Origin of the sequence: Viridibacterium curvum (assembly GCF_039544165.1) — a bacterium.
In the GTDB taxonomy this organism is placed as follows: domain Bacteria; phylum Pseudomonadota; class Gammaproteobacteria; order Burkholderiales; family Rhodocyclaceae; genus Viridibacterium; species Viridibacterium curvum.
Genome location: NZ_BAABLD010000008.1, coordinates 34,049 through 59,562, shown reverse-complemented (window position 1 = coordinate 59,562; position 25,514 = coordinate 34,049). Strand labels below are relative to the sequence as shown.

Here is a 25,514-nt window from a genome sequence, read left to right as displayed (position 1 = left end):
CTGGATTCGCGCTCTCCGTACCTCTGCAACATTCCTTGCGCATCATCCACGGGCTTTGCAACTGCCCGTGTTTCTCGCCATGCGCCGCATTCTTCGTCCCGCCCTGTTGCTGCTTGCCTGTGTGCCCGCCATTGCCCATGCGTGGTGGAGCCCGGACTGGTCCCATCGCACGAAGGTGGTGCTCAACACCACGGCCAGTGGCGTCGAAACGAAGCAGCCGGTCGTGGATCTGCCAGTGGCGCTGCGCCTGCACTCAGGCAATCTGGATTTCTCGGCGGCCAAGCCGGACGGCAGCGATCTGCGCCTCGTCGCTGGCGATGACAAGACTGCGCTGAAGTTCCACGTCGAGAAGTTCGACAGCGTCAACGAGCTGGCCATCGTCTGGGTGCGCCTGCCCACGCTTGCGGCTGGCAGCGACAAGAACGTGGTGTATGCCTATTACGGCAATGCAGCAGCGAATGCCGAAACCGACGCGGCGGGTACCTACAGTGGTTCGCACCTCGCGGTGTTCCATTTCGGCGAGGCTGATGCGCCGGCAACCGATTCAGTCGGTGGTCTCAAGACCGCAGCCCCGCTGGCAATCGATCCGAATGGCCTGCTCGGCAATGCCGTCAATGTGGGTGGCTCGCCGATTGCACTGGCAGGCGGCGACCGTCTGAAGATGGCGGCCGGTGGCGCGATGAGCGTGTCGATGTGGATCAAGGCCAATGAAGTCACGGGCGGCGTGCTTTACGAACAGGGCAGCGTGCAGCTCAAGCTGGCCAGCGGTGCCTTGGCGGGCCAGGCTGGCAGTGCGCGTGTTGCGGGTGGCGAGGTCAAGCCGGGGCAGTGGCACGCTGTGGCGATGACCATCGGCGCGGGCAAGCTGACGCTGTTCGTCGATGGCAAACAGGTTGCTCAGACCGATGCCGCACTGCCGGAGCTCGCTGGCGACGTGAAGGTGGCGGTCGGTTTCGCGGGCCTGCTCGATGAACTGCAGATTGCAGGTGCAGCGCGCAGCGAGGAGTTCCTGAGACTGGCCACCGCCTCTGCGGCGGCCGAGGGCAAGTTGATTTCCGCCAACATCGAGGCCGAGGGTGAAGAGGCGTCTGAAGGAGGCGAAGAAGGCCACTTCGCGATCCTGATCAAGAACCTGACAACCGACGCCTGGGTGGTGATCATCATCCTCGGCATCATGTTCGTCATCGCCGCCTGGGTGATGGTCGACAAGCAGCTGATGCTCTCGCGTGTGAAGAAGGCGAACGACGGCTTCATGGAACGCTTCCGCGCTGCGGGTGACGACAATCTCCTGACGATTGCACGTGACGCGCTGATGGCGCAGTCGCCGCTCTACACACTCTATGCCGCCGGCGTGCGCGAGATCGAAAAGCGCTTCGCCGCGCGCGCCAGTGTGGGCGCTGCCGCCACGCAAGTGCTGGGCGGTGCCTCCATTGACGCCATCAAGGCGGCGGTGGACGCCGACCAGGTGCGCGAGAACCACAAACTCAACAAGCTGATGGTGCTGCTGACCATCGCCATTTCGGGCGGACCCTTCCTCGGTCTGCTGGGCACTGTTGTGGGCGTGATGATCACCTTTGCGGCCATCGCGGCAGCGGGTGACGTGAACGTCAATGCCATCGCACCGGGTATTGCCGCCGCGCTGCTTGCAACCGTTGCCGGTCTGGGCGTCGCGATCCCTTCGCTGTTCGGCTACAACTGGCTTGCTGCGCAGATCAAGAACCAGACGGCGGACATGCAGATCTTCGTCGATGAGTTCGTGACACGCGTCGCCGAGAAGTACGGCGACTGACGGAGCAGACATGGCTGCTGACGTAAAAGGCGATAACCAGCTGTATGACGATATCAACGTCACGCCCATGCTGGACCTTGCCTATGTGCTGCTGGTCGTTTTCATCATCCTGACCACGGCCTCGGTGCAGGGCGTCAAGGTCAAGGAGCCGGTGACGACTGCTACGAAGAATCTCGCCAAACCGCAGACGCGTGCCATCACGGTGACGCGCGATGGTTCGATGTTCCTCGACGCCTACCCGGTGACGCTGGAGTCGCTGCAGGAAGGGCTGGCGCGCTACAAGGCAGCCAATCCTTCGCTACCCGTGGTGATCAAGGGCGACGCCGATGCGCAGTTCGAAAAAATCATGGCTGCGCTCGATATCTGCAAGCGGCTGGACATCACCGAAGTCGGCCTCGTCACCAAGCGCGCACAGTAAGGCAGCAGAACCATGCAAGTACAGGACGACGCCAAACCCTACGACACCATCAACGTCACGCCCATGCTGGACCTGGCGTACGTGCTGCTGGTCGTGTTCATCCTGATGACGACCGCGTCGGTGCAGGGGCTATCGATGAACCTGCCCAAACCGTCGAACAAGCCCAGCACCGAAAAGCACGAGGTGCGCATCGTCAAGATCACGGGCGAAGGCCGGGTGCTGGTGAATGGCACGGCAGTCAGCATGCAGGAGCTGGAGGCACAGCTCATGCAGGCGCACGCCAAGGACAAGGACATGCAGGTCATGATCCAGGGCGAGGCGCGTGCGCAGTACGCGCTGGTCATCGCCGTGGTCGACCTGTGCAACAAGCTGGGCGTGAACATGGGGCTCGCCACCTCGAAGATCGGTATCTGAGCCATGCAACGCCTGCTCTGCCTGCTGATGCTAGGGGTGCTGCTGACTGCCTGCGAGAAAGGGCCGGAAAAGCCCAAGCAGAAAACCACGGTGACGCTGTTGCCGGATACACCACCGCCTCCGCCGCCCCCACCGCCCAAGGAAGTGCCCCCACCACCCAAGGACGCGCCCAGGGAAGTGAAGATCGAGGCGCCCAAGCAGGATGCTCCGCCACAGACGGAGCAACTGAAGTCGAATGAACCTGCCGGTGATGCACCAAGCAACATTGGTGTTGGTGACCCCACGCGTGAGTACACCGGCCAGCCTCTCGGCGTTGAGAAGGGCGGCCAGCTTGGTGGCGTCGACCGCATGGTCTTCGAGACCTACAAGACGCGTCTGCAGCGCTTGTTGCAGGAAGAGCTCGTGAAGATGAAGGACCTCAAGGATGCGGAATACCGCATCCCCGCGCGCATCCGTCGTGAGGGGGCGCAATGGACGGTCGTGCTGCCCAATTCAACGGGTGATGCGAAGAAGGACGAACTCCTGCGCGAGGCCGTGGCGCGCGCCATCCAGCGCGAAGCACCGCCAGCCTCCACGCCGCAGGGCGGCTTCGACATCCGTGTCTCCAACAAACTTCTGAACTGAACCCTCACCATGAAACGCCAGGACTTCTCCCGACGCCTTCGCCCGCTTGCACTCGCCGTCTTGTTGAGTGTCGGCGCTACCGCCGCCCACGCTGATGATCGCGAGGCGCTGGAGCGCTTGCGCCAAACCACGCTCAACATCATCAACGCGCTGGTCGAGACCGGTGTGCTGACACGTGAGCGCGCCAACGAGCTGATCCGCGACGCCGAGGCCAAGGCCGAGTTCCAGGTGCGTCTCGCGCGTGAAAAAGCTGGCGAACTGCCGCCGCCGGGCGAGGAGAAAAAGCCCGCACCGGTGCGTGTTCAGTACATCCCCGAGAGCACGAAGAAGGAAATCCGCGACCAGATCCGCAAGGAGGTTCTGAGCCAGGCGCGCGAGGAGCACTGGGCAGACCCCAACGTGCTGCCGAGCTGGCTCGACAAGATCAAGCTCGGTGGCGACATCCTGACGCGCTACCAGTTCGACAACTACGACAGCACGAATACCAAACCGCGCGACTACGTGTACTCCAGCCCCGGCGCCACGACACGCCAAGGCAATTTCGCCAACACGGGTGACTCGGTCGGCAACACGACCGACGACATGAGCCAGCTGCGCCTGCGCGTACGGCTCGCGGCTGACATCAAGATGAGCAAGGACACCACGGCCGGTCTGCGCATTGCCAGTGGCAACAGCGACAGTCGCGTGTCGACCACGCAGACCCTGGGCAGCACTTTCAACAAGTATTCGCTGTGGCTGGATCGCGGCTTCATCAAGCATTCCTTGTCAGACTACTTCCATCTGTCCGCAGGACGCATGGCCAACCCCTTTGCGAGTTCCGATCTCGTTTGGGACGACAACATCAACTTCGATGGCCTGTCGCTCAACGTGCGTGATCGTCTCGCAGATGGTTTCGTGCCTTACGCCACCATGGGCGTGTTCCCGCTGGCGACCGAGAGCCAGCCGAAGACAGGCTTCAGCCGCACCCTGCTGGCGGCGCAGATTGGTGCGGCCAATGACCTGAGCGCAAAGACGCGCGGATCGCTGGGTCTTGCCTACTACCGATATCGAAATCTTGAAGGTCGTCCAGATGGCGATTCTTCATATTTGCCGACGCAAACCAATAGCTACGGCAACACCGAATACAGCTCATCGCAACGCCAGAAGGGCAACACACTCGTGCGTCTGAATGCGCCGTCCGATTCGTCCACGACGAACATCTGGGGCCTGGCCTCGAAGTTCGCTCCGCTGCACCTCGGCAGCAGTCTCGACTACGCACGCTCCGACACCCTGCACTTCGTCGCCAGTGCCGACTTCGTCAAGAACATGGCTTTCGATCGCAACGAAATTGAGAAGCGCACGGGCGTTCGCCTCACCGATGGCAGCGCGACGGGTTACCAGTTTCGCATGCTGGTTGGCACGCCGGCTGTGCGCAAGAAAAGCGAGTGGAATGCCAGCCTGACCTTCCGCCGCTTGGGCAGCGATGCCGTGCCGGATGCCTTTGCCGAGGGCACGCTGGGGGGCGGTGGCACCAACGTGCGCGGCTACATCATGGGCTTCAACTATGGCGTCGACAGCGGCACGGTGCTGGGCTTCAAGTACCTGTCGGGCAGCAGCATTGATTCGCCAACGACGCGTAACAGCAGCGACAAGTTCCGCCTCAACACCTGGCAGATGGACCTGGGTGTGGGCTTCTGACCGGAGGTGTGCCAATGAACATGCGTATTGCAGCGTTGATGCTTGTTTGCACTGCACTGGCGCAGCCTGTGCAGGCACAGGAGAAGGGCGGCAAGAGCCAGGAGCAGGTGCGGCGCCTGCGCCAGCAAGTGCAGCAGCTGCAACAGGCGCAGCAGGCCGGGCAGCAGACGCAGCAGCAACTGACGCAGGAAAAAGCTGCGCTCGACGAACAGTTGAAGAAGCGCGCGGGTGAGCTGGGCGGCGCGCGCAAGAAGCTGGCGGATGCCGAGCGCGAACGCGACGAGTTGCGTCAGAGCTTGCAGCGTGCCGAGCAGGAGCGTGATGCGATGAAGGCGCGGCTCGACGAGACGACGGGCAAGCTGGTCAGCACGGAACAATCGCAGCGCGAGACAAACGCCAAGCTGCGCGGTGCCGAGTCGGAGCTGACCGGGGTGAAGACCGCATTCAGCGCTGAGCAGGCCGAGCGTTCGCGCTGCGAGGTCAATAACGTTGCGCTCTACCAGTATGGCCGCGAGCTGCTGCAGGCTTATCGCGACAAGGGCGTCGTGACCTCGATATCTCATCGCGAACCCTTGCTGGGGCTGGGGCAGGTGAAGATGGAAAACCTGCTCGAAGAGTATCGCGACAAGCTGGAAGCACAGCGACGCAAGCAGGCTGAGCTGTCGGTCGCGGGTAATGTCGCTGCCGGAAAGTGACATCAATAAGTGACATCGACAAGTGACGCCGATGAATGACTCCGGCAGCCTGACGGCCGATCAGACCGCAAGTGGCCGCACGGGTTTTGTCGACCGTGCAGTGCTCGCGCGTGCCTTGCCGTTTGCGCTGTTCATGCTGGTGCTGGCGATCCGCGGCGAGCTGCCGCAGCCACTCTCGTTGTGGCTTTACGCCGTGCAGGCCGGACTCGCTGCGCTGGTGCTTGCGTACTTCTGGCGCGAATACAGCGAGCTGCGAGTAGCCCGCCCGTCATGGCAGCCGCAGGCTTGCGCCGCGGGTTTGCTGCTGGGCGTCCTGGTCTTTGTGCTGTGGATTTACCTGGACTTCGCTCCGCTGAATCTCGGTGTGTCTGTGGCCGTTGCGCCACCCATGCTGGACGGCGTGCCTGACTGGCGCTGGATCGCGTTGCGTCTGGCCGGTGCCGCGCTGGTCGTGCCGGTGATGGAAGAACTGTTCTGGCGCAGCTTTGTCATGCGCTGGCTGGAGTCGCGCCACTTTCTGCAGGTGCAGCCGCTCGCGGTCAGCCTGCGCTCCCTGCTGGTTGCTGCCCTGGTGTTCGGGCTGGAGCATCACCTGTGGTTCGCCGGCCTGCTGGCGGGTCTCGTGTATGCCTGGCTGTACCGTCGCTTCGGTTTGTGGACGGCGATCTTTTCGCACGCTGTCACCAACCTGTCGCTGGGGCTGTGGGTCTGGCATTCCGGGCAGTGGCAGTTCTGGTAAGGACCACATTGCGTCGTCTGGCAGCGTGCGTCTGCGCGACGGTTGCGAGTCTGTCGGCAGTTGCCTACATGACCGACTTTTCCACGTCGCTGGTCGAACGCATGCAGGGCCGCTTCGGCGCACAGGCGCCCGAGCGATTCGCCGCCTGGAGCCAGGCTTTGCGCAGTATGAGCGGCAGTGAGCGACAACGTCTCGCTGCGGTGAACGCGCTGGCCAATCGCGCACCCTGGAGCAGCGATGACGTGACCTGGGGGCAGGCCGACTACTGGGCAACACCGGCTGAGTTCATCGCACGCCAGACCGGTGATTGCGAGGACTACGTCATCGCCAAGTATTTCAGCCTTCTCGCGCTGGGCGTCGACCCGGCGAGTCTGCGGCTCACCTATGTGCGAGCCTTCATGGACGGACAGCTGACGCCGCACATGGTGCTGGCCTGGTACGCACAGCCTGATGCCGAGCCCCTGTTGCTCGACAATCTCGACCCGCGACTGTTGTCGGCATCGCAGCGTCCCGACCTGTCACCGCTATTCAGTATTGCTGGCGCTGCGGCCATGCCCGTGCGCGAGGGTAGTCGTGCGCGGCAGATCAGCGACGTGACGCTGAGTCGCTGGGAAGCCTTGCAGAAGCGTGTGGCGCTGGAGCGTGATTGAGTAGCAGAGAGGAATGAAAGGGGGCGGCATCATTAACTGTCAAAGTGCCGTCATTCTCGCGAAGGCGCATTGCTGTGCGGGGATAATCCGCCGACGCTGCGAGGCGCTTCATTGCAGGTGGCTTGGCAAGCCATGTTGGAAACCGAGACTCGAAGTTGCCTGCAGCCGAGGCGGGGCTGGTTCGCCATGCGTAGGGCGGGTTTCAACCCGTCACCACACTCACGCAGCGTGGTCGGGCGGTTTGCGACGCGGGATTGTGCGGTTAAAACCGCACCTACGAAATTCGGCTTCACCGCGTCGGCTTCACCGCGTCGGCTTCACCGCGCGATGCCTGCTTTTGTCTTTCCTTGAATTTCCCCGGACCACAGTGCGCGTTCGCGGGAATGACGGCCCCGTTGCAAGCCTTGAGAGTTCTCGTACCCGGGGCCGTTGTAAGTCAGCGATATGAATACCAATAAAAAGGCCCTGCCGCGTGAGAGCGCAGGGCCGGACCGGGCGGGATGCGACGTCTTTGTCGCGCCAGGCCTACACGCGACGGCGTGTCATGAGACCGAGGATGCCGAGGCCGGCGAGCAGCATGGCGTAGTTGCTGGCCTCCGGCACTGCCGCAACGGCGAAGTTGCCGCCCAGCATGCCGGCGACGCTGCCATCGACGGCCTGCGAACCGGTGCCACCAAGGGTGCTGTGCATGAAGGCCGACAGCGTGATCTGCTGGCCGACGTTGGCGAGGAAGGAAAAGCTCACCGGCGCATCGGGGCTGCTGGCAGCATCGGGTGCCCACAGCCAGCTGCCCAGCGTGGTGCTGCCCGATGTGATGGCGATGTCCATTTGCAGCGTGCTGTTGCTCGATAGACCGAGGGCCGACGCGAGACCGTTGAAGCTCACCTGAACCGGTGAGCCGAGGGCTTCGCCCTCACTGGCGATATTCAGCGTGATCAGCGGCACGGACACGAAAGCTTCCGCCAGCAGGTCCTTGCCTGCGGCTGCCGTCAGATACTGCGTGATGCTCATCGCGTAGCTCTGATTGTTGCCGATGAAGTAGGCATCGGCCACGTAGCCATGGCTCAAGCCTGCCGCATCGAAGCTGTGCGTTCCGATCAGGCCCACATCGCCGCCAGCCGACAGGTCGATGGCGTCGTCGCTGAAGAACTCGCCACCGATCGTGCTGGCGATGTAGCCGCCGGCAGCGAGGTGATCGACGACTTCGAGGCGGGCCGCCTGGGCGACGCTGCAGCACAGGGCCACCGCGGTGGCGCCCAGCAGCTTGAAGAGGATCGTCTGGTTCATGTCATGTTCTCCTGTTCGTCGGCACTTACTGGCGCGTGATGCGATTCAGCGTGCTGGGAGCGACGCCGCCGGGGCTGGCCGTGAAGTAGGCTTCGAGCGCATCGGTATCGACTGCGCCGCCAAGACGGTTGGTGCCACCCATCAAAACCGTGAAAGTGTCACCACCGTCGGCGAGGAAGCTGTTGACCGTGACGCGGTAACTGGTGTTCGCATCGACAGCCACGCCATTGATCTTCACCGAGCCGGGGACGACATAGCTGTTGCCACGAACCGAGGTGGTGAAGATCACGCCCTCGGCTGCGTCGAGGTTGCGATCGAGCGGTAGCGGGAATGAGTGGGTGTAGCTGAAGCCTTGCGAGACCTGCAGCATGCGCGGGAAAGGTTGTGCCGAGCCCCATTGCTGTTCGAGCAGCGCGTAGATCTGCGCGCCGGTCAGCGTCAGGGTCACCAGAGAATTGCCGAAGGGTTGCACGGTGAAGGCTTCGCCGTAGGTCACGTTGCCATCCACCTTGCCGGCTGCGCTGTAAGGCAGATCGGCGCGGATGCCACCCGGGTTCATGAAGGCGATGACGGCCTCACCAAAACCGACGGGCTTGGTGGCGGCCAGTTGTGCATCGGCAATCAGGTCGCCGAGGGCGGATTCGCCGGCGTTGTTCTGCGTGCGCGTGATGGTCGCGGTGATCTGGCCGACGACGCGCGAGGCAGGCACGGCAGCCAGCGCGTCGTAGTGGTTCACGACTTCCTGCAGCGACGCATCGAGTGGCACGGTGTTGTTGGCCGTTGCCGGCACAGGCACCACGATGTTGGCCGCCGTGATGCTGACGACGTCCTTGGTCTTCGTGTCGATGACCATGTCGATGTCGGTCAGGCGGCGTGCGTACTGACCCGCTGAGGTGACACGCACGGGTTTGCCGGCGCTGTTGTTGATGAGGCAGTTGTATTCCTGATGTGTATGGCCGGATATCACGAGATCGATGGCTGGGTCCAGACGATTGACGATATCGACGATGGCGCCCGACATGCCGGAGCAGACACCGCCGCTCAGCGTGGCGAAGCCGCCTTCGTGGATCAGCACGACGATGCTGTTGATGCCCTGTGCCTTGAGCTGCGGCACCAGCGCATTGACGGTGTCGGCTTCATCCTTGAAGGTCAGACCGGCAACGCCAGACGGCGACACGATGGTCGGCGTGCTCTCCAGGGTCATGCCAACGAAGGCGACCTTGTTGCCCAGGAAGTCCTTGACGCCGACACCGGGGAAGATCGTCGTCATTGTGTCGCTCTCGACCACGTTGGCTGCGAGAAACTTGAAGTTCGCACCGGCGAATGCCCCGTTCTTCAGGTCGGCTGCGAGGCCCTTTCCGGAGAAAAGATCCGTGGGGTGGTTGCCGCCGTTCTGCATGCGCAGCAGCTCGGCCTTGCCTTCGTCGAATTCGTGGTTGCCGACGGCGTTGAAGTCGATCTTGATGCGGTTCATCGCTTCGATGGTCGGCTCGTCCTTGAACAGGGCCGAGGTCAGCGGGCTGGCACCGATCAGGTCGCCGGCGGAGACCACGGCGTTGAGCGGGTTCTGCGCGCGCAGCTGGTTGATCTTGTAAGCGAAGCTGGCGACACCGGGGTTGCTTGACGAGCCTTCACGCGCCTTGATGTAACCGTGGAAGTCGTTGAAGCCGATGATCTTGACCTTCAGGGTGCTGCCGACGCCTGAGGCTTGTGCCGCAGCCATCAGCCTGGCGCGTTCGACGGCGCTGATCTTCTTGTCGCGATACAGCTCGAAGCTCACCGTCGAAGCGTGGGCGATGAATGCGGCTTGCGAGCCCCAGGCCTGCTCGTCGTTGAAGAGGTCGTCGATGGTGCAGGCGCCGCTGACGACGCGGTTGCTGACGCCCGTGTCGTAGCTGCCGAAGGTCACATTCACTGAAGTGTCAGGCGTGACGCAAGCGTGCGAAACAGCTGGCAGGGCTGCCGCGAGGGTGAGAGCGAAAAGCGTCTTGGCAAGCATCGGTGATCTCCCGGTGATCGTGTGAATGATGGAATGCGTAGCCAGTCGAGATTAGTGGCGACGCGTTACATGGCATCGTGGCGGGAGGCGGCGCGATGCAGCGCAGACGGACTATTCAATGAAACCCCCATGACATGAAAAGAAGAGGGGCCTGAACTCTGGTGAGTGCAGGCCCCGGTGCCAGGTGGCGTCGAAACGCTTTTACATGCGACGGCGTGCCACAAGGCCGATCAAGCCGAGACCGGCCAGCAACAGGGCGTAGCTGGTGGGTTCCGGCACGGGCACGGTGTAGGTGAAGTTGTCCATCACGACGCCATCGCCCTGGACGGTGACGTAGGCGATGTCTGCATTGGCGAGCTTGATGCCGCGCGTGAAGGAATAGTTGTAGGAGCTCAACAGTTCGTTGTCGTCAATGTCGACGCCGTCGAGGGCCTCCTTGAAGGACTGGATGGTGAAGCTTTCGGAGCTGCCATCTACACCCCATGCCGTAACGGTGAGGTTGCGGAAGTCTCCTGCCTCTTCGTACAGGCTCCATTCGGCTGCGAAGCTGCGCGTCTTGAGACCGCCGAAATCGATCTTCAGGGTCATGTCGCCGATGGTGTCGAAGGAGAGGAAGGATTTGCCGGCGCCCCACAGGCCGTTGATGCCCAGGTCGGCGACGTACTGGCCCGCAGTAAAGTCACCGTTGAGCGAGGAGAAGGTGACTTGCGGGACGTTGGTGACATACGTGCTGCCGCTGCCGAAGAAGAGGCCATTGACGTCATTGAAGTCGACGACCTGCTTGGGGGCTGCCACGTTGTTGAGGTTGCTGATGATGCTGGCGGAGGCCTGGCCGGAAACCAGTACCGTGCTGCCAAGCACGAGGGTGACGAGGATGTTGCGCATGATCTGCTCCCGAATGGTTTGATGTGTGTCGTGCAGCGGGCAGCTCGTGGCTGCCCGCATGTGTGGCAGGACTCAGGCGCCGATCACGCCGCCGTCGTTCCTTGTGATGACCACCACGCCGGAACGCGGGCGACCACCAGGCAGGGGTGTCACGCCGTCCGAAGCAAAGCTCCATTGGCTGGCAGGCCAGTTGGAGAATTGCGTCGGGTTGGCCGCGGTGGATTCTTCGCCCGGGTGCTGGATGCCGACGAACAGGGTCTTGCCATCGGGCGTCATGGTGATGCCGGTGACTTCGCACTTGTTGGGGCCGGTCAGGAAGCGACGGAACTCCTTGGTGTTGGGGTCGGCACACGACAGGCTGTTGGCGCCAATGTTGATCCAGTCACCGCTACCGTCACCGATCTGGTCTGTCTGCACCCACAGACGGCCAAACCAGTCGAACCACAGGCCGTCCGGTGCGCCGATGTCGGCCGATCCAGCGGGGTTGTCGACGATGTCGCCCGAATACTGCGCGTAAGGCGTCTTGGTCGTCACGCTGTCGCCGCACTGCGCGAAGATGTTCCAGGTGAAGCCGGTGGCGAGCACCGTGTCAGCGTTTTCCTGCCAGCGGATGATATGGCCGTAGATGTTGTTGGCACGCGGGTTGGCCGCATCGACGGCGGGGCGGGCAGAGCCCGCAGTGGTGCTGCCATCCGTGGCATTGCTGGTCGGCGAGGCGGACGAGCCGCGACGGTTGTTGTTGGTCAGCGTGCAGTAGACCTCGATCTTGCCGTAGCCATTGAGGCGTGGGCGGGCAGCCGTCCATTCCGGGCGATCCATCATCGTCGCGCCGACAGCGTCAGCGGCCATGCGCGCCTTGATGAGGATCTTGGCGAGCACTTCGGCGTCGTTGGCGCCACTGAAGTTGGGGTTGTTGCGCAAGGCGATGCCGTTGCTGCCCAGTGTGCCCGGCAGCAGCGGAATCCATTGGCCAGTCAGGTCGCTGTTGAACTTCGCAACATAGAGCGTGCCGCTGTCGAGCAGGTTGAGGTTGGCGGCGCGGTTGGTGGCGTTGTACTTGCCGGAGCAGACGAACTTGTAGATGTATTCGTTGCGCTCGTCGTCACCCATGTAGAGGGCCACGTTGTTGGCGGCATCGACAACGTGCTGGGCGCTCTCATGCTTGAAGCGGCCGAGGGCGGTACGCTTGACGGGCACGCTTTCGGGATTGAACGGATCGACTTCGACGACCCAGCCGAAGGCGTTCGGTTCATTGGGGTTCTTTGACACGTCAAAGCGTTCGTCAGCGGTGTGCCACAGGTAGCCGAAGCCGGAGGCGGTGACGCCATAGCGGTTGTAGAGCTTGCCGGTTTCGCCCGAGGCGGCGCTGGGCACCGAACCGGTGGTGGAGCCGAAGTAGCCGTTCCAGTTCTCTTCGCAGGTCAGGTAAGTGCCCCAGGGCGTGAAGCCGTTTGCGCAGTTGTTCTGCGTACCGTAGACCTTGAATCCGTCGGTGGTGCCGGTCTTGACCGAGCCGCTCGGGGTGATGTCGTAGTCGTTGAACTTCAGCAGGTCGTGGCCGGCGGCGGGACCCGAGAAGATCATCGGTGTGTTGGCGGTCAGACGGCGGCCATAGGGCGAGTCCTTGACGACTTGCCACTTGCCGGCGAGCTTGCGCACTTCGAGGATCGAGATGCCGTGAGCGGCCTGTGACTTGCGGCACTTGGCGATGCCGTAGCCCGAGGCTCCGACGAGGCCGTCCGGGTGCAGGATTTCTTCCTGCGTGTATTCGTTGTTGGCGCACAGCACGCCGCGGTCGGAGAGGGCCTTGCCGCGCGACGTGAAGGGGAAGAAATGCATGCCGTCGGTGTGGGCTCCGTACTGTTCTTCCTGTGCGTCAGCGTCTTGTGTGGCGCTGGATTCGAAAGCAGCACCGGCCGGCGTGATCGGGTCGCCCCAGGCCACCAGCAGCTCAGCCGTGTAGCCATCCGGCACACGCACGACGTCGGCCACGGGCAATGTGTCGGCAGCGATGCTTTCGAAGCCGATGCCGACTTGCTGACCCGTGCCAGCGGGGATCGGGGCTGCTTCGACCGTGTTGAGGATGCCTGACATGGTCACACCACCGGCAGCGGCCAGCATGCTGCTGCTGGCGGCACCCTTGATGAAGCGGCGACGGGTCGGCTCGACCTGGTCGATGATGTCGTGGATGGACTGGTTCTCGGACGTGTTGAGGGACACGTCGTTGCTCGGATGGCTGCTGCCTTTCATGTTGTTTCTCTCCTGTTGCAGTTCGGGATTGCGGGACTAGGCGGAACTTGGCAGGACAGGAGGCTAGGGACGGCGTGTTACGCCACCGCAAAGAAAAGAATGAGTCTGCGTTGCAGACGGATCATGGTCTGTTCTGCTTGGCGGAGCGCACGCGCGGATGGCTCTGATGCGTATGGTTGAAGCAGTTGTGGTGGTAGCTGACGTGCAGCTTGCCGGGGTCCTGTACCTGGGCGTCGTTCTCATGCGATAGCAGCATGGTCTTGTCGGACAGCACGAACCTGTTCCACGAGACCGTCACCCGGTCCGAGCTGCGCTTGATGACGACCGAGCCGTCACCGGGCTTATTGCAGGTGTTGTGGTCGATCCAGAGTTGGTGCGACCAGCCATGAAATTGAGGCCGAAGCCCTCGAGCGTGGCGGTGCTGGTTGCACCTACGACGCTCTTGTTCGAGCCGACGGGCACTGCCTTGAGTGCCCGTTGCCCTTGATCGTGCCGGTGATCTTGACGATGCGCGGGCTGTGATCGGCCACGGCAGCCGCGAGTCCGGCAAATGTCGTGATGAAGATGGTTGCGCCTCCAGCGCCGCCCGTGGTGGCCGCGAGGCCGGGGGATGCCCTGCCAATCTGCCGAATTTGGTTTTGTTTTGGTCTGACAGATGGAACGGTGTCGGCCGATGAGGATTGGTGGAGACGCCGGACGATTTCACGCAAGAGTCGTTCTGCGCTGCTGCAAGCACGGCGCCATGCGGCTTGGCGACCGATTGATGACGGGCCGGTTTCACTTGTAGGGCTGTTCCACGGATAATTGCGGGATGCAGCCTTTGCAACTCGTGGCCCTGGGCCTCAACCACCAGACCGCTCCCATCGCCATCCGCGAACGCCTCGCCTTCCAACCCGAGCGTTTGTCGCAGGCGCTGGAGGAGCTGGTCGCGCAGCCACGCATTGCCGAGGCTGCGATCATTTCGACCTGCAATCGCACCGAAATCTATTGCGCCACGCCCGAGCCGCAGCAGGCTGCCAACTGGCTGGCGACCTATCACCACCTCGCTCTGGCCGACATTGCGCCCTACCTCTACACCCACCCGGACGACCAGGCCGTGCGCCATGTCTTCCGCGTCGCCAGCGGGCTGGACTCCATGGTGCTGGGCGAGCCGCAGATCCTCGGTCAGCTCAAGGAGGCCGCTCGCACCGCCGAGACGGCCGGCACGCTGGGCAGCACGCTTCATCGCCTGTTCCAGAAGAGTTTTTCCGTCGCCAAGGACGTGCGTTCCAATACCGCCATCGGCGAGAGCGTGGTGTCGATGGCTGCGGCCTCGGTCAAGCTGTCGGAGCGTATCTTTGGCAGCATGCGCGACACCCGCGTGCTGTTCATCGGCGCGGGCGAGATGATTGCGCTGGCCGCAGCCCACTTCGCCGGTTGCCAGCCGCGCCGCATGAGTGTCGCCAATCGCACGCTGGCGCGCGCCGAGCTGCTGGCGCAACGCGTGCAGGGCGATGCGCTGCCGCTGGCCTCGGTGGGGGAGCGACTGGCTGACTACGACGTGGTGGTGTCCTGCACGGGTTCGCCATTGCCCATCATCGGGCGTGGCATGGCCGAACGGGCCTTGCGCCAGCGCAAGCAGCGCCCGATGGTGATGGTTGATCTGGCCGTGCCGCGCGACATCGAACCCGAGGTGGCGCGCCTGTCAGACGTTTTTCTCTACACCGTTGATGATCTTGCCCAGATCGTCTCGGCGGGCAAGGCCAGTCGCGCTGCGGCCGTGCAAGATGCCGAGCGCATCATCGACGCGGGAGTGGCTGACTTCACCAGTTGGGCCGAGGGCCGAGAGGCCGTGCCGACCATCCGTGCGCTGCGCAGCCAGGCCGAGGCACTGCGCCATGAAGAACTGGCGCGCGCAATGCGGGCGCTGTCGCGAGGTGAGAGCCCCGAGCTGGTGCTCGAACACCTCTCCCGCGGGCTGGTGAACAAGCTGTTGCACGCGCCCTCGCAATTTCTCAATCGCGCCGATGCCGACCGTGCGGCAAAAACAGTGCGCGATGTGTTCCAGCTCGACGCCTTGCCGTCGCGCGACGACGAAAACAATCAATGAAACCAAGTATCCGCAACAAGTTCGAGCAGCTCACGGAGCGACTCGAAGAACTCGACGCGCTGATGGCCAGCGAAGGCGCCACCAGCGACATGGACCGCTATCGCAAGTGGACCCGTGAGCATGCCGACATCACTCCCGTGGTGAAGCTGTGGCAGGACTACCTGCGCGCCGAAGCTGACGAGGCGACCGCACAGGAGTTGCTCTCCGACCCCGAGATGCGCGAGATGGCGCAGAGCGAGCTGGGTGATGCGCGCGCCGCGCAGGCGCGCATCGAAGCCGAGTTGCAGATTGCCTTGCTGCCGAAAGACCCGAACGATGAACGCAACCTGTTCCTGGAAGTGCGTGCCGGCACGGGCGGTGATGAGGCCGCGTTGTTTGCGGGCGACTTGTTGCGCATGTACACGCGCTATGCCGAGCGCCAGGGTTGGCGGGTCGAGATCGTGTCAGTGAGCGAGTCCGAGCTGGGCGGCTACAAGGAGGTGATTGCGCGCGTGGTGGGTGCCGGAGCCTTCTCGAAGCTCAAGTTCGAGTCTGGCGGCCACCGTGTGCAGCGCGTGCCGGTCACCGAGACGCAAGGCCGCATCCACACTTCCGCCTGCACGGTCGCGGTGATGCCCGAGGCGGACGAGATCGCCGAGGTGAACATCAACCCGGCAGACCTGCGTATCGACACCTTCCGCGCGAGCGGAGCGGGGGGGCAGCACATCAACAAGACCGACTCGGCGGTGCGCATCACGCACATCCCGACCGGCATCGTCGTCGAGTGTCAGGATGACCGCTCGCAGCATCGCAACAAGGCGCAGGCCATGAGCGTGCTGGCCTCACGCATCATGGACGCGCAGATGCGCGCTGCGCAGCAGAAGGAGGCGGCCACGCGCAAGAGCCTCATCGGCAGCGGCGACCGCTCCGAGCGCATCCGTACCTACAACTTCCCGCAGGGGCGCATCACCGACCACCGCATCAACGTCACGCTCTACAAGCTCGACGCCGCGATGGATGGCGAGATCGGCGAGCTCATCGACGCGCTGATCACCGAGCATCAGACTGAGCTGCTTGCCGCGCTGACGGAAGAATCGTGAGCTTGCCGCGCACATTGGGTGATGCCTTGGCGCTGGCTCGTGGACGCATCGACAGCGTCGACGCCAAGGTGTTGCTGCGTGAGGCGAGCGGTTACAGCGCGAGCATGCTGATCGCGTTTCCCGAACGTGTGCTGGATGCTGACAAGGCCCGCTTGTTCGCGGACTGGCTGGTGCGTCGCGAGGCGGGCGAGCCGGTCGCACATCTGGTGGGGCACCGCGAGTTCTACGGACATCTCTTTCGTGTCACGGCAGATACCCTGATTCCCCGGCCGGATACGGAGCTGCTGGTGGAGCGGGGGCTGGCCGTGCTTGCGGCAACTTCGCTCTCCCTCGATTCCCTCTCCCCCAGCCCCTCTCCCGCAAGCGGGCCAGGGGAGCCGCGAGCGGCTTCGCCGAGTGCAAGGCCGGGAGGGACCGGCAATGAGCCTGCCCGACGGCAGCAGTTCCCTCTCCCTGAGGGAGAGGGTGGCCGTCAGGCCGGGAGAGGGGGGATGGTTCAGGCGCCCACCGTTCTCGATCTGGGCACCGGCACTGGCGCCATCGCCATTTCCATCGCGCTCGCCAGCGCAGCGCAAGTCACAGCCGTTGATACATCGCCAGCCGCGCTTGCTGTCGCGCAAGACAATGCCCGGCATCTTGGTGCCGCAATTCGCTGTCTGCACGGTTCGTGGTTTGCGCCTGTGGCGGGTAAGCGCTTCGATCTTATCGTCAGCAATCCACCTTACATCGCCGAGGGTGATCCGCATCTCGTGGAGGGCGACGTGCGCTTCGAGCCGCGTAGTGCGCTCACCTCAGGCAGGGACGGCCTCGACGACATCCGTCACATCGTGACGGCTGCACCAGCGCATCTCAACGACGGTGGCTGGCTGTTGCTGGAGCATGGTTACGATCAAGCGGCGGCGGTACGTGCCTTGCTGAGCGCCGCGGGATATGCCGAGGTGCAATCCTGGCGCGACCTCGCTGGCATCGAGCGCGTAAGCGGCGGACGGCGTTGACTCAGAAGAAAGTCTGAGCCGGATACCGCTCGGTGAAGTTGTTGTCCCACTTGAAGTTGGTGAACGACATCGTCACGGAGACTTCGAGGCCTTCGACAAAGTGCCAGCAGCCCACGGGCAGGAACAGGATTTCGCCCGGGCCGATGATGGCTTCCTGGATGCGCGCGTCGCGCATGGCGGGGTACTGGTCGAAATCGATCTTGCGCGCGTCGACATGCGTGAAGCAGTGCTCGTGGTTGTAGATTGCATTGATTTCGTGCGCGGGAATCATGAGGACGCGCTTGGCTCCGATGACCTGCGCCATGAAGTTGTTGGTGAGGTCGTGGTGGAAGGGCGTGATCGTGCCGGCCGGGCCAAACCAGAAGAAACCGCCAGGGTTTTGCGGGTCGAGGTAGGCAGGGATCTGCACAATGTCATTCCATAGATCAGCCAGCGCGACGCGGTTCTGTGAGTCGTTGTTGGCCGTCATGTAGAAGTCATTGGTCTTGCCGGCATTGCGTACGAGCTCGGTGAACTCTCCGAAGCTCATGGTCTGTTGGTGTTTGAGCTTGTTGAGCTCGTAGTGCTCGTCGGAATTGCGGCGTGCCTGCACCTGCACTTCCTTGTCGCCGAAGTGCTGCGCGAAGTAGTCGAGGTTCCAGTTCTGCATGGCAGGCCAGTCTTCCATCATCCCAGTAATGACGACGGGGCGGCCCGCTGTGTAGAAGTCGTTGAAGAACTGCTCTTCCGGGAGCTTGTGAATGCGCGGCACTTCGGGCGAACGCAATTGCTCCATCCTGCGGCGGTTGTCGAGGACCCAGTCTCGCTTGAGCAGGCGGTTCTTGAGGCGTTGTGCACCGGCGATGTAGGGACTTTGCAGCGCGGCGTTGATCTCGGCATGCGCGTCAGGCACGGGGACTCCGGCGCGTACCAGCGTCTCGAACAGACCTTGCGGATGGATTTCCATTATCAGGTTCTCGGCGATCCAGCGTCGCCAGTCGTCGTTCACCTTTACCGCGCCGCTAATTGCGTTCTGCATGGGCTGTCTCTCTGTCGTTGTCTGTATGGTCGGTTCAGCCGTAGGAGCTCTGGCGCATCCACTTGGTCATGATCCACTTCTCGCCGGCGACGACGGGGGCGCCGCCGTGCAGGGTCAGCGGGTCGACCTGTCCCTGCGCATTGGTGTAGCGGAAGTACACCGCCGAACCCTTTTGCGGCGAGACGGCCAGGCCGAGCTCGGGGAAGATGGTTTCTCCGCCGGCCTCGACGTCGTTGAGGTACATCACCATGGTGCTGACGCGCTGGCCGCCCATGGCCAGGTGGGTCAGGCTGCCCTTGTCTTCAGGCGGAAAGAAGTCGAAGTGCGGCCGGTACTCGCCGCCTACACCGTAATGCAGGATCTGCAGACCTTCGCCGTTCCTGATCGGCCAGTTCATGAGGCGTGCGACGCGTTCGTCGATGCGCGTGATGAATTCGTTTTCGCACAGCTCGAAGAAAGTGCCTTCGCTGGTGCGGCGTTCGATGACGTCGTGCTCACCCGTGATCGGATTGACCGTAGTCGAGCGTTTGAGCTTGCTGCGCGAGCGCTCGATGAGCTCGTCGCATTCTTCATGTGAAAGCACGTTGTTGAAGACGATGATCTGTGGCTTCTCCAGACGCAAGGCGACAGTCACTATCCGGTCGCCGACGTCGATGGCGTGACCGGCAGCCACCGGCGCCGGGTCGTACTGGAAGTGATTGGCCGTGCGGCCTTGCTGGGCCGGCACGATGGGCGCAGCGGGCGACTTGAATGGAGCGAGCACGTTGTGCTGCTGCACCGCTTCGGGGTTCAGGCTTTCCACCACTTTCATGGTGGCCGTCGCGACGTCGAAACCGGCGTCGGTCATCGCTTTGATCATGGACTCGGGGGAGCAGCGACGTTTGACGTTTTCAGCAAGCCAGCTTTGCCAGCTGGAGTCGAAGTAAGGCATGGCGGATCCGCGTTTCTGAGCGAGCGACAGGAAGGCGCAAATCTACTCTCTGCCTCTCGCCACGTGAACAGGAAGCTCTGGCGCGGCGCAGCAAAAAGCCCTGAAAAATCAGGTGTTTCAGCAGCTTTTGAAGTATTGGTGTTTTTGCCGTCGCAATGATCAGGAAATACGCTTGACCTTGCGACCTGCCCAGATCGCAAAGAGGCCGACGAAGCATGCCAGCATGCCGACGAGTTCGTAGTGCAGCAGGCGGCCGTCGGGCGCCGTGCTGAGGATCAGCCCGGCGATGAAGGCGGCACTGCCCGAACCGAAATTCTGCACGGCTGAGTTGAAAGCCATGACGCGGCCGCGAAAGCGCGGTTCGGTGGAGGCGGTGGTCATTGCCATGGCCGGGATGAAGCGGCCGCTGACGAGCACGAAGAAGAGCATCGAGATCATGAGCTGCCAGGGCAAGGCCAGTGGCAGCGTGAGCGTGATGAGCATCATCGGTACGCAGGCCGCGATGACCACGGCGGTAAGCACGCGGGCGTAGGGATACTTGTCGGTGAGGCGCCCGAGGATGGGACGCGAGAAAAAGGTACCGGCGCCGCCGACAAGGTAGATCCAGCCAAGCTCGGTCTGCGTCAGGCCGACGTTGGCAACCAGCGAGGGTGCAATGTAGGGAATGATGAGGAAGCCCGAGAACATCAGCAGGAAGGTCAGCACGAAGGCGCGCCAGTGATTGGGCACAGCGAGCAGCTCGCGCCAGCTCTGGATGAGGTTTTGTTGCGGGGCTTCGGCACGTGCCGCGAGGTGGCCGCGTACGCTGGGCACGCAGTACCAGGCGGCAACACCGATCAGCAGGCACAGCACGGTGAGCGCGACGAAGGGCACGCGCCAGCCGAAGTGCGCTGCGATGAAGAGGCCGGCCGGCACGCCCACGACGGCGGCGAGTGAAAAGCCCAGCATCACCACGCTCATGGCCTGACCGCGGCGGCGGATCGGGATGATGTCGCCGACGATGGCCAGCGTGATCGAGCCCAGCACGCCACCGAACACACCGGCGACAGCGCGCGCGGCGAGCATGGCCCAGTGGCCATTGGCCAGCGCACAGCCCAGCGTGGCGACGGCGAGTCCGGCGTACGTAAACAGCAGGGCGTGGCGACGATCAAAGCGGTCGGCAATCGCGGCGGCGAGCAGTGATGAAACCGCAGCGGCGATGGCGTAGGCCGACACGACGAGGCCGAAGTGGCCGGTGTCGATCTGCATCTCCTGCATGAGGTAGGAGGAGAGCGGCATGATGATCATGAAGTCCACGATGGTCGTGAACTGGATCAGCATGAGGATCCACAGCAGGATGCGTTCGCTCAGGGGTTGGTCTGCAGTCGGCGTGTCGGGGCTGGTCATGGGCTGATTGCCTGCGTTGCTTTTAATAGAGCTTGGCCTCGCCCGGCGGGCGGGTCTTGAAGCGTTTGTGCACCCAGTAGTACTCGGCCGGACGTTGCCGCACTTCGGATTCGATCCACGCATTCATGCGCGCCGTATCGGCGACAGCGTCGTCGCTGGGAAAGTCGGTCCACGGTGCGCTCAGCGTGCACACGTAGCCCGTGCCCCAGGGTTTCATGAGCGTCACCACGGGGATAACAGCTGCGTCGGCCAGCCGTGCGACGCGCGACAAGCCCGGAATGGTGGCCGTCTGCACGCCGAAGAAGGGGACGAAGACCGACTCCTTGGGGCCGTAGTCGAGGTCGGGCAGGTAGAAAAACGGGCGGCCAGTCTTCATGGCGCGTACGGCGCCGCGAATGCCTTCCTGGCGCGATAGCAGCATCTGGTTGCCGAAGCGGAGACGGCCGCGCATCAGCAGGCGTTCGAGCAGCTTGTCGAGCTGGGCGGAATAGATGCCGACGCCATCGAGCTCCATGGTCAGGCGTGCGCCGGCTACGTCGAGTCCGACGAAGTGCGGCACCAGCAGGATCATGTTGCGTCCTTCTTCATGCAGCTTGTGCATGTGTTCGAGGCCACGTACCTCGACGAGTCGCCGGATACGCGCTTCGCTGCCCCACCAGATGACGCCGCGTTCCAGCATCGAACGCACTACGGCGACGACGTTGCGGCGTGCAAGGCGGCCGCGTTCGGCATCCGACAGTTCCGGGAAGCACAGGCGCAGGTTGGTGTGCACGACGCGGCGGCGTGGTGCGACGAGCAGGTAAAGCAGGTGGCCCAGCACCCAGCCAACAGCGGCCTGCACGGGCAGGGGGAGCCAGTGCAGCAACCAGATGAGGGGTGCGAGGATGGCAGTGGGCAGACTGCGGAGTACGCTGCGGATCATTGGGGTGGGGGTTCTGCGCCAGCAGGGCGCTTATAGCGGTTGTAGCCCCAGAGGTATTGCGTGGGGCAGCGGAGGATGAGGGATTCGAGGTTGCGATTGATTGCGTGAACGCGTTCTTCGAGCGACCCGGTGATGGCTTCGGTCGGTGGCGAGACGTGGATGCGCCAGCCGCGCCGAGAGAAGCGCTCGCCCCAGAAGAACAGCACGATGGCGTTGTCGACCTGGGACAGGCGAGCTGCGAGCGTCATCGTATAGGCAGGCTTGCCGAAGAAGGGCGACCAGATGCCTTCACCCTTGCCCGGAGCCTGGTCCGGCAGCAGGCCAGCCATTTCGCCTTGTCGCATGGCGCGGATCAGGCGGCGCACACCGGATAGATCCGCCGGTGCCAACGAAACGGCACCCTGCGCCCGTCCGGCACGCAGCAGCGGTTCGACATAAGTCTGTTTGGGCGGGCGGTAGAGAATGGTCACCGGCATGTGCTCGCCAACGTAGAGCGAGGTGATCTCGAAGCAGCCGATGTGGGGCGTCAGTGCGAGGATTGGGCGACCTTCGGCACGCGCGGCCTCAAGGTGCTCCCAGCCTTCCACATCCAGCACCTGAGACAGCACGCGCGGCAGCGGCTGCTGCCAGATCCAGGGCAGTTCGAGCATCATGCGGCCGGCGTTCTTGGCTGCTCCGTGGCGTTCCTTGCGCGTCGGCTCGCGACCCAGAGCACGGGCCAGGTTGCTGCGCAGGTGCTGGCGGTAGCGTGAAGCCAGCCAGTAGGTGGCCAAGCCCGCTGCGCCGCCGAGCCGGTGCAGGGTCGGCAGTGAGCGCTGACCCAGCCACTGAAGCAGGCGGGGGAGCAAGAGCGAGGCGAGACGGTGCTTGGCGAGCATGGCGGCGGATTATCTCACGAGCCCGCCAGCACGGCCGACGGGCTCTTTCCTCCGTCGGAACAAGGGATTAGAATGCTTCCATCCGCCGAGTTAAAGACAACTTGCAGGGCGGGGTCGCCGACACCGTCGGGCTGACCAACAAATTCTGCTAAAGCGTCGCCTGCTGATGACCCCGAAGCTGGCCTCGCGCCACCTACGGGGTTTTTTGTTTCAGGAGCAGAACATGGCGAATGAGTATCTCTTCTCTTCCGAGTCAGTGTCCGAAGGCCATCCGGACAAAGTGGCTGACCAGATTTCCGATTCCATCCTCGACGCCATCCTGGCGGTTGACCCGCGTGGTCGTGTGGCCTGCGAGACGCTGGTATCGACCGGCCTCGTCGTCATCTCGGGCGAGATCACCACCACCGGTCACATCAACTACCGCGAAATCGCACAAGACACCGTGCGCCGCATCGGCTACGACAGCTCCGACATCGGTTTCGACTACAAGAGCTGCGCCATTCTCACCGCCATCAATCGTCAGTCGCCCGACATCGCCCAGGGCGTGAACGAAGGCGAAGGTCTCGATCTCGAGCAGGGTGCTGGCGATCAGGGCCTGATGTTCGGCTATGCCTGCAACGAAACGCCCAGCCTGATGCCGCTACCGATTTACTACGCGCACCGCATCATGCAGCGCCAGGCCGAAGTGCGTAAGGACGGCCGCCTGCCCTGGCTGCGGCCCGACGCCAAGAGCCAGCTGACGGTGAAGTACGTCGATGGCAAGCCGGTCGGCATCGATACCGTGGTCGTATCGACCCAGCACAGCCCCGACGTGTCTCACGCTCAACTGTCTGAGGCCGTGATCGAAGAGATCATCAAGCCCGTGCTGCCCAAGGAATTGCTCGGCGCCAACGTGAAGTACCTCGTCAATCCGACTGGCCGCTTCGTCGTTGGCGGTCCGCACGGTGACTGCGGCCTGACCGGGCGCAAGATCATCGTCGACAGTTACGGCGGCATGGGCCGCCACGGCGGTGGCGCTTTCTCGGGCAAGGATCCCTCCAAGGTCGACCGTTCAGCTGCCTACGCCGGTCGTTACGTAGCAAAGAATCTCGTTGCTGCCGGCCTCGCCGATCGCATCGAAGTGCAGGTCGCCTACGCCATTGGGGTGGCCCGCCCTGTGTCGCTGAACGTCAACACCTTCGGCACCGGCAAGATCAGCGACGACAAGATCGTTGCCCTGATTGAAAAGCACTTCGATCTGCGCCCCAAGGGCATCATTCAATCGCTCAACCTGCTGCGCCCGATCTACGCCAAGACGGCAGCGTATGGTCACTTCGGCCGCGACGAGCCGGAGTTCACGTGGGAGGCAACCGACAAGGCGGCAGCGCTGCGCGCAGACGCCGGTCTGTAAGCTGTTGCTGACCTGACAAAGGGCCGCGGAAGCGGCCCTTTTTGTTTCCCGCGAGATCGCTCAAGCCCGTTGCGGCATTGCCGTAAAAGAGGGATGCGGGCTGCTTTTCCACGTCCGTGCAACGCCTCGCCTCGCCAAACCCTCATGCTCAAACGCGTTCGCGCAGATCAGCTTCGTATCGGGATGTTCATCCATGAACTCTGTGGTTCCTGGCTGGAGCATCCTTTCTGGCGTTCGTCCTTCAAGCTATCTGCTGCCAAGGATCTGGAGCGCATCCGCAAGAGCGGTATCCGCGAGGCCTGGATCGACATCTCAAAGGGGCTGGATGTTCCGATGGATGAAGATGCGGGAGTGACCCAGCAAGAGGCGGAGGCCGTTGTTGAGCAAGAGCTCAATGAAATGGCGCGTGTTCAACGCAGCGTCGAACCCTGCTCAATGGCGGAAGAGCTGCAACGTGCTACGACGATCTGTCACAAGTCTCGCGAGGCTGTGGCGTCCATGTTCAACGAGGCGCGCATGGGCAAGGCGCTGGATGCCGACGATGCCATGCCGCTGGTCGAAGAGATTGCGGGGTCCGTGATGCGGAACCCCGGCACGCTGATCAGCCTGGCGCGCCTGAAGACCAAGGATGACTACACCTACATGCATTCGGTGGCGGTCTGTGCGCTGATGGTGGCGCTGGCCCGCCAGTTGCGCCTGGACGAACAGCAGACCCGCGAGGCTGGCATGGCGGGCTTGCTGCATGACGTGGGCAAGATGTACATCCCGCCCGAGGTGCTGAACAAACCGGGCAAGCTGACTGACAGCGAATTTGTCATTGTGCGCAAGCACCCGGAAGAGGGCTGGCGCATGCTCAAGGAGGGCAAGGGCGTTGGTGAAATCACGCTCGACGTTTGCCTGCACCACCACGAGAAGATGGATGGGACGGGCTACCCGCACCGACTGGCAGGTGATGAAATCAGCCTGTTTGCGCGGATGGGGGCGGTCTGCGATGTCTATGACGCCATCACCTCGAATCGCCCTTACAAGCGCGGCTGGGACCCGGCGGAATCCCTGCGCAAGATGACCGAGTGGTGCAAGGGGCATTTTGACGAGGCCATCTTCCATGCCTTTGTGCGCAGTCTGGGCATCTATCCCACCGGGTCACTGGTGCGCCTGCAGTCTGGGCGTATCGCCGTGGTGATCGAACAGTCGCGCGATTCGCTGTTGGCGCCTGTGGTGCTGGCTTTCTACTCGACCAAGAGCAACGAGCGTTTCGAGCCAGTGCTGATCGATCTGTCGGACAAGAGCATCAAGGACGCCATCACCAGTCGCGAAGACCCGGATAAGTGGAAATTCCCTGATCTCGACATGCTGTGGATGGGAGAACTACCAACTGGCGCTTGAGCCTGGGCCGGAT

The 25,514-nt window shown here is 63.0% G+C and carries 23 protein-coding genes; 13 read left to right on the top strand and 10 right to left on the bottom strand.

Annotation, left to right across the window (positions count from 1 at the left end; translation table 11 throughout):
• Positions 1 to 79: 79 nt before the first annotated feature.
• The 8 genes from ABEA02_RS08010 (at position 80) to ABEA02_RS07975 (ending at position 7,006) form a co-directional block, all read left to right on the top strand.
• Positions 80 to 1,789, top strand: coding sequence for a DUF2341 domain-containing protein (locus ABEA02_RS08010; protein ID WP_345532370.1), 1,710 nt, complete (start codon positions 80 to 82; stop codon positions 1,787 to 1,789).
• Between the two features lie 10 nt (positions 1,790 to 1,799).
• Positions 1,800 to 2,207: an ExbD/TolR family protein gene (locus ABEA02_RS08005; RefSeq protein ID WP_345532368.1), complete on the top strand. Its 408-nt coding sequence runs from the start codon at positions 1,800 to 1,802 to the stop codon at positions 2,205 to 2,207.
• A gap of 12 nt (positions 2,208 to 2,219) precedes the next feature.
• Positions 2,220 to 2,621: an ExbD/TolR family protein gene (locus ABEA02_RS08000; RefSeq protein WP_345532366.1), complete on the top strand. Its 402-nt coding sequence runs from the start codon at positions 2,220 to 2,222 to the stop codon at positions 2,619 to 2,621.
• Positions 2,622 to 2,624: 3 nt separating this feature from the next.
• Positions 2,625 to 3,245, top strand: a complete 621-nt coding sequence (locus ABEA02_RS07995) for a hypothetical protein (RefSeq protein ID WP_345532365.1) — start codon at positions 2,625 to 2,627, stop codon at positions 3,243 to 3,245.
• Positions 3,246 to 3,254: 9 nt separating this feature from the next.
• Positions 3,255 to 4,922 carry a putative porin gene (locus ABEA02_RS07990; protein ID WP_345532364.1) on the top strand — a complete coding sequence of 556 codons (1,668 nt, stop codon included), beginning with the start codon at positions 3,255 to 3,257 and terminating at the stop codon, positions 4,920 to 4,922.
• Positions 4,923 to 4,936: 14 nt separating this feature from the next.
• Positions 4,937 to 5,617, top strand: coding sequence for a hypothetical protein (locus tag ABEA02_RS07985; protein ID WP_345532363.1), 681 nt, complete (start codon positions 4,937 to 4,939; stop codon positions 5,615 to 5,617).
• Positions 5,618 to 5,648: 31 nt separating this feature from the next.
• A complete protein-coding gene (locus ABEA02_RS07980; RefSeq protein WP_345532362.1) occupies positions 5,649 to 6,356 on the top strand; it encodes a CAAX prenyl protease-related protein in 708 nt (235 codons plus the stop codon).
• Between the two features lie 68 nt (positions 6,357 to 6,424).
• The gene (locus tag ABEA02_RS07975) at positions 6,425 to 7,006 is read left to right on the top strand and encodes a transglutaminase-like cysteine peptidase (protein ID WP_345532361.1); all 582 of its coding nucleotides are present in this window, start codon (positions 6,425 to 6,427) and stop codon (positions 7,004 to 7,006) included.
• A gap of 525 nt (positions 7,007 to 7,531) precedes the next feature.
• Here the strand turns inward: ABEA02_RS07975 and ABEA02_RS07970 are convergent.
• The 5 genes from ABEA02_RS07970 to ABEA02_RS07950 all read right to left on the bottom strand — a co-directional run bounded on the left by ABEA02_RS07970 (position 7,532) and on the right by ABEA02_RS07950 (position 14,133).
• Positions 7,532 to 8,293, bottom strand: coding sequence for a PEP-CTERM sorting domain-containing protein (locus ABEA02_RS07970; protein WP_345532360.1), 762 nt, complete (start codon positions 8,291 to 8,293; stop codon positions 7,532 to 7,534).
• A gap of 25 nt (positions 8,294 to 8,318) precedes the next feature.
• Positions 8,319 to 10,292: a bifunctional metallophosphatase/5'-nucleotidase gene (locus tag ABEA02_RS07965; RefSeq protein WP_345532359.1), complete on the bottom strand. Its 1,974-nt coding sequence runs from the start codon at positions 10,290 to 10,292 to the stop codon at positions 8,319 to 8,321.
• Positions 10,293 to 10,493: 201 nt separating this feature from the next.
• Positions 10,494 to 11,177: a PEP-CTERM sorting domain-containing protein gene (locus tag ABEA02_RS07960; RefSeq protein WP_345532358.1), complete on the bottom strand. Its 684-nt coding sequence runs from the start codon at positions 11,175 to 11,177 to the stop codon at positions 10,494 to 10,496.
• Between the two features lie 72 nt (positions 11,178 to 11,249).
• A complete protein-coding gene (locus tag ABEA02_RS07955; protein WP_345532357.1) occupies positions 11,250 to 13,427 on the bottom strand; it encodes a PhoX family protein in 2,178 nt (725 codons plus the stop codon).
• Positions 13,428 to 13,548: 121 nt separating this feature from the next.
• Positions 13,549 to 14,133, bottom strand: coding sequence for a pectate lyase family protein (locus ABEA02_RS07950; RefSeq protein ID WP_345533621.1), 585 nt, complete (start codon positions 14,131 to 14,133; stop codon positions 13,549 to 13,551).
• Positions 14,134 to 14,247: 114 nt separating this feature from the next.
• Between ABEA02_RS07950 and hemA the strand changes: the two genes are divergently transcribed.
• From hemA to ABEA02_RS07935, 3 genes are read left to right on the top strand one after another with little or no spacing between them, the layout of a single operon-like run.
• The gene (gene hemA / locus ABEA02_RS07945; RefSeq protein WP_345533620.1) at positions 14,248 to 15,516 is read left to right on the top strand and encodes a glutamyl-tRNA reductase; all 1,269 of its coding nucleotides are present in this window, start codon (positions 14,248 to 14,250) and stop codon (positions 15,514 to 15,516) included.
• On the top strand, positions 15,513 to 16,595 hold the full coding sequence (prfA, locus tag ABEA02_RS07940) for a peptide chain release factor 1 (RefSeq protein WP_345532356.1): 1,083 nt from the start codon (positions 15,513 to 15,515) through the stop codon (positions 16,593 to 16,595). The genes hemA and prfA overlap by 4 nt, the downstream gene beginning before the upstream one ends.
• Complete coding sequence (locus ABEA02_RS07935; protein ID WP_345532355.1) at positions 16,592 to 17,590, top strand: peptide chain release factor N(5)-glutamine methyltransferase; 999 nt, start codon at positions 16,592 to 16,594, stop codon at positions 17,588 to 17,590. The genes prfA and ABEA02_RS07935 overlap by 4 nt, the downstream gene beginning before the upstream one ends.
• Before the next feature lies 1 nt (position 17,591).
• On the opposite strand, the gene ABEA02_RS07930 is transcribed toward ABEA02_RS07935, so the two are convergent.
• From ABEA02_RS07930 to ABEA02_RS07910, 5 genes are all read right to left on the bottom strand, one after another.
• The gene (locus ABEA02_RS07930) at positions 17,592 to 18,608 is read right to left on the bottom strand and encodes a cupin-like domain-containing protein (protein WP_345532353.1); all 1,017 of its coding nucleotides are present in this window, start codon (positions 18,606 to 18,608) and stop codon (positions 17,592 to 17,594) included.
• A gap of 34 nt (positions 18,609 to 18,642) precedes the next feature.
• Complete coding sequence (locus ABEA02_RS07925; protein ID WP_345532352.1) at positions 18,643 to 19,539, bottom strand: 2OG-Fe(II) oxygenase; 897 nt, start codon at positions 19,537 to 19,539, stop codon at positions 18,643 to 18,645.
• Positions 19,540 to 19,698: 159 nt separating this feature from the next.
• Positions 19,699 to 20,925: an MFS transporter gene (locus ABEA02_RS07920; protein ID WP_345532351.1), complete on the bottom strand. Its 1,227-nt coding sequence runs from the start codon at positions 20,923 to 20,925 to the stop codon at positions 19,699 to 19,701.
• A 22-nt stretch (positions 20,926 to 20,947) separates the two neighbouring features.
• Positions 20,948 to 21,847: a lysophospholipid acyltransferase family protein gene (locus tag ABEA02_RS07915; protein WP_345532350.1), complete on the bottom strand. Its 900-nt coding sequence runs from the start codon at positions 21,845 to 21,847 to the stop codon at positions 20,948 to 20,950.
• Positions 21,844 to 22,725 carry a lysophospholipid acyltransferase family protein gene (locus tag ABEA02_RS07910; protein ID WP_345532349.1) on the bottom strand — a complete coding sequence of 294 codons (882 nt, stop codon included), beginning with the start codon at positions 22,723 to 22,725 and terminating at the stop codon, positions 21,844 to 21,846. Before ABEA02_RS07910 ends, ABEA02_RS07915 begins: the two co-directional genes overlap by 4 nt.
• A gap of 223 nt (positions 22,726 to 22,948) precedes the next feature.
• On the opposite strand from ABEA02_RS07910, the gene metK reads away from it, so the two are divergent.
• A complete protein-coding gene (metK, locus tag ABEA02_RS07905) occupies positions 22,949 to 24,115 on the top strand; it encodes a methionine adenosyltransferase (protein WP_345532348.1) in 1,167 nt (388 codons plus the stop codon).
• Positions 24,116 to 24,259: 144 nt separating this feature from the next.
• Entirely contained in the window at positions 24,260 to 25,501 is a 1,242-nt protein-coding gene (locus ABEA02_RS07900) for a cyclic di-GMP phosphodiesterase (RefSeq protein ID WP_345532347.1), read from the top strand.
• Positions 25,502 to 25,514 lie beyond the last annotated feature (13 nt).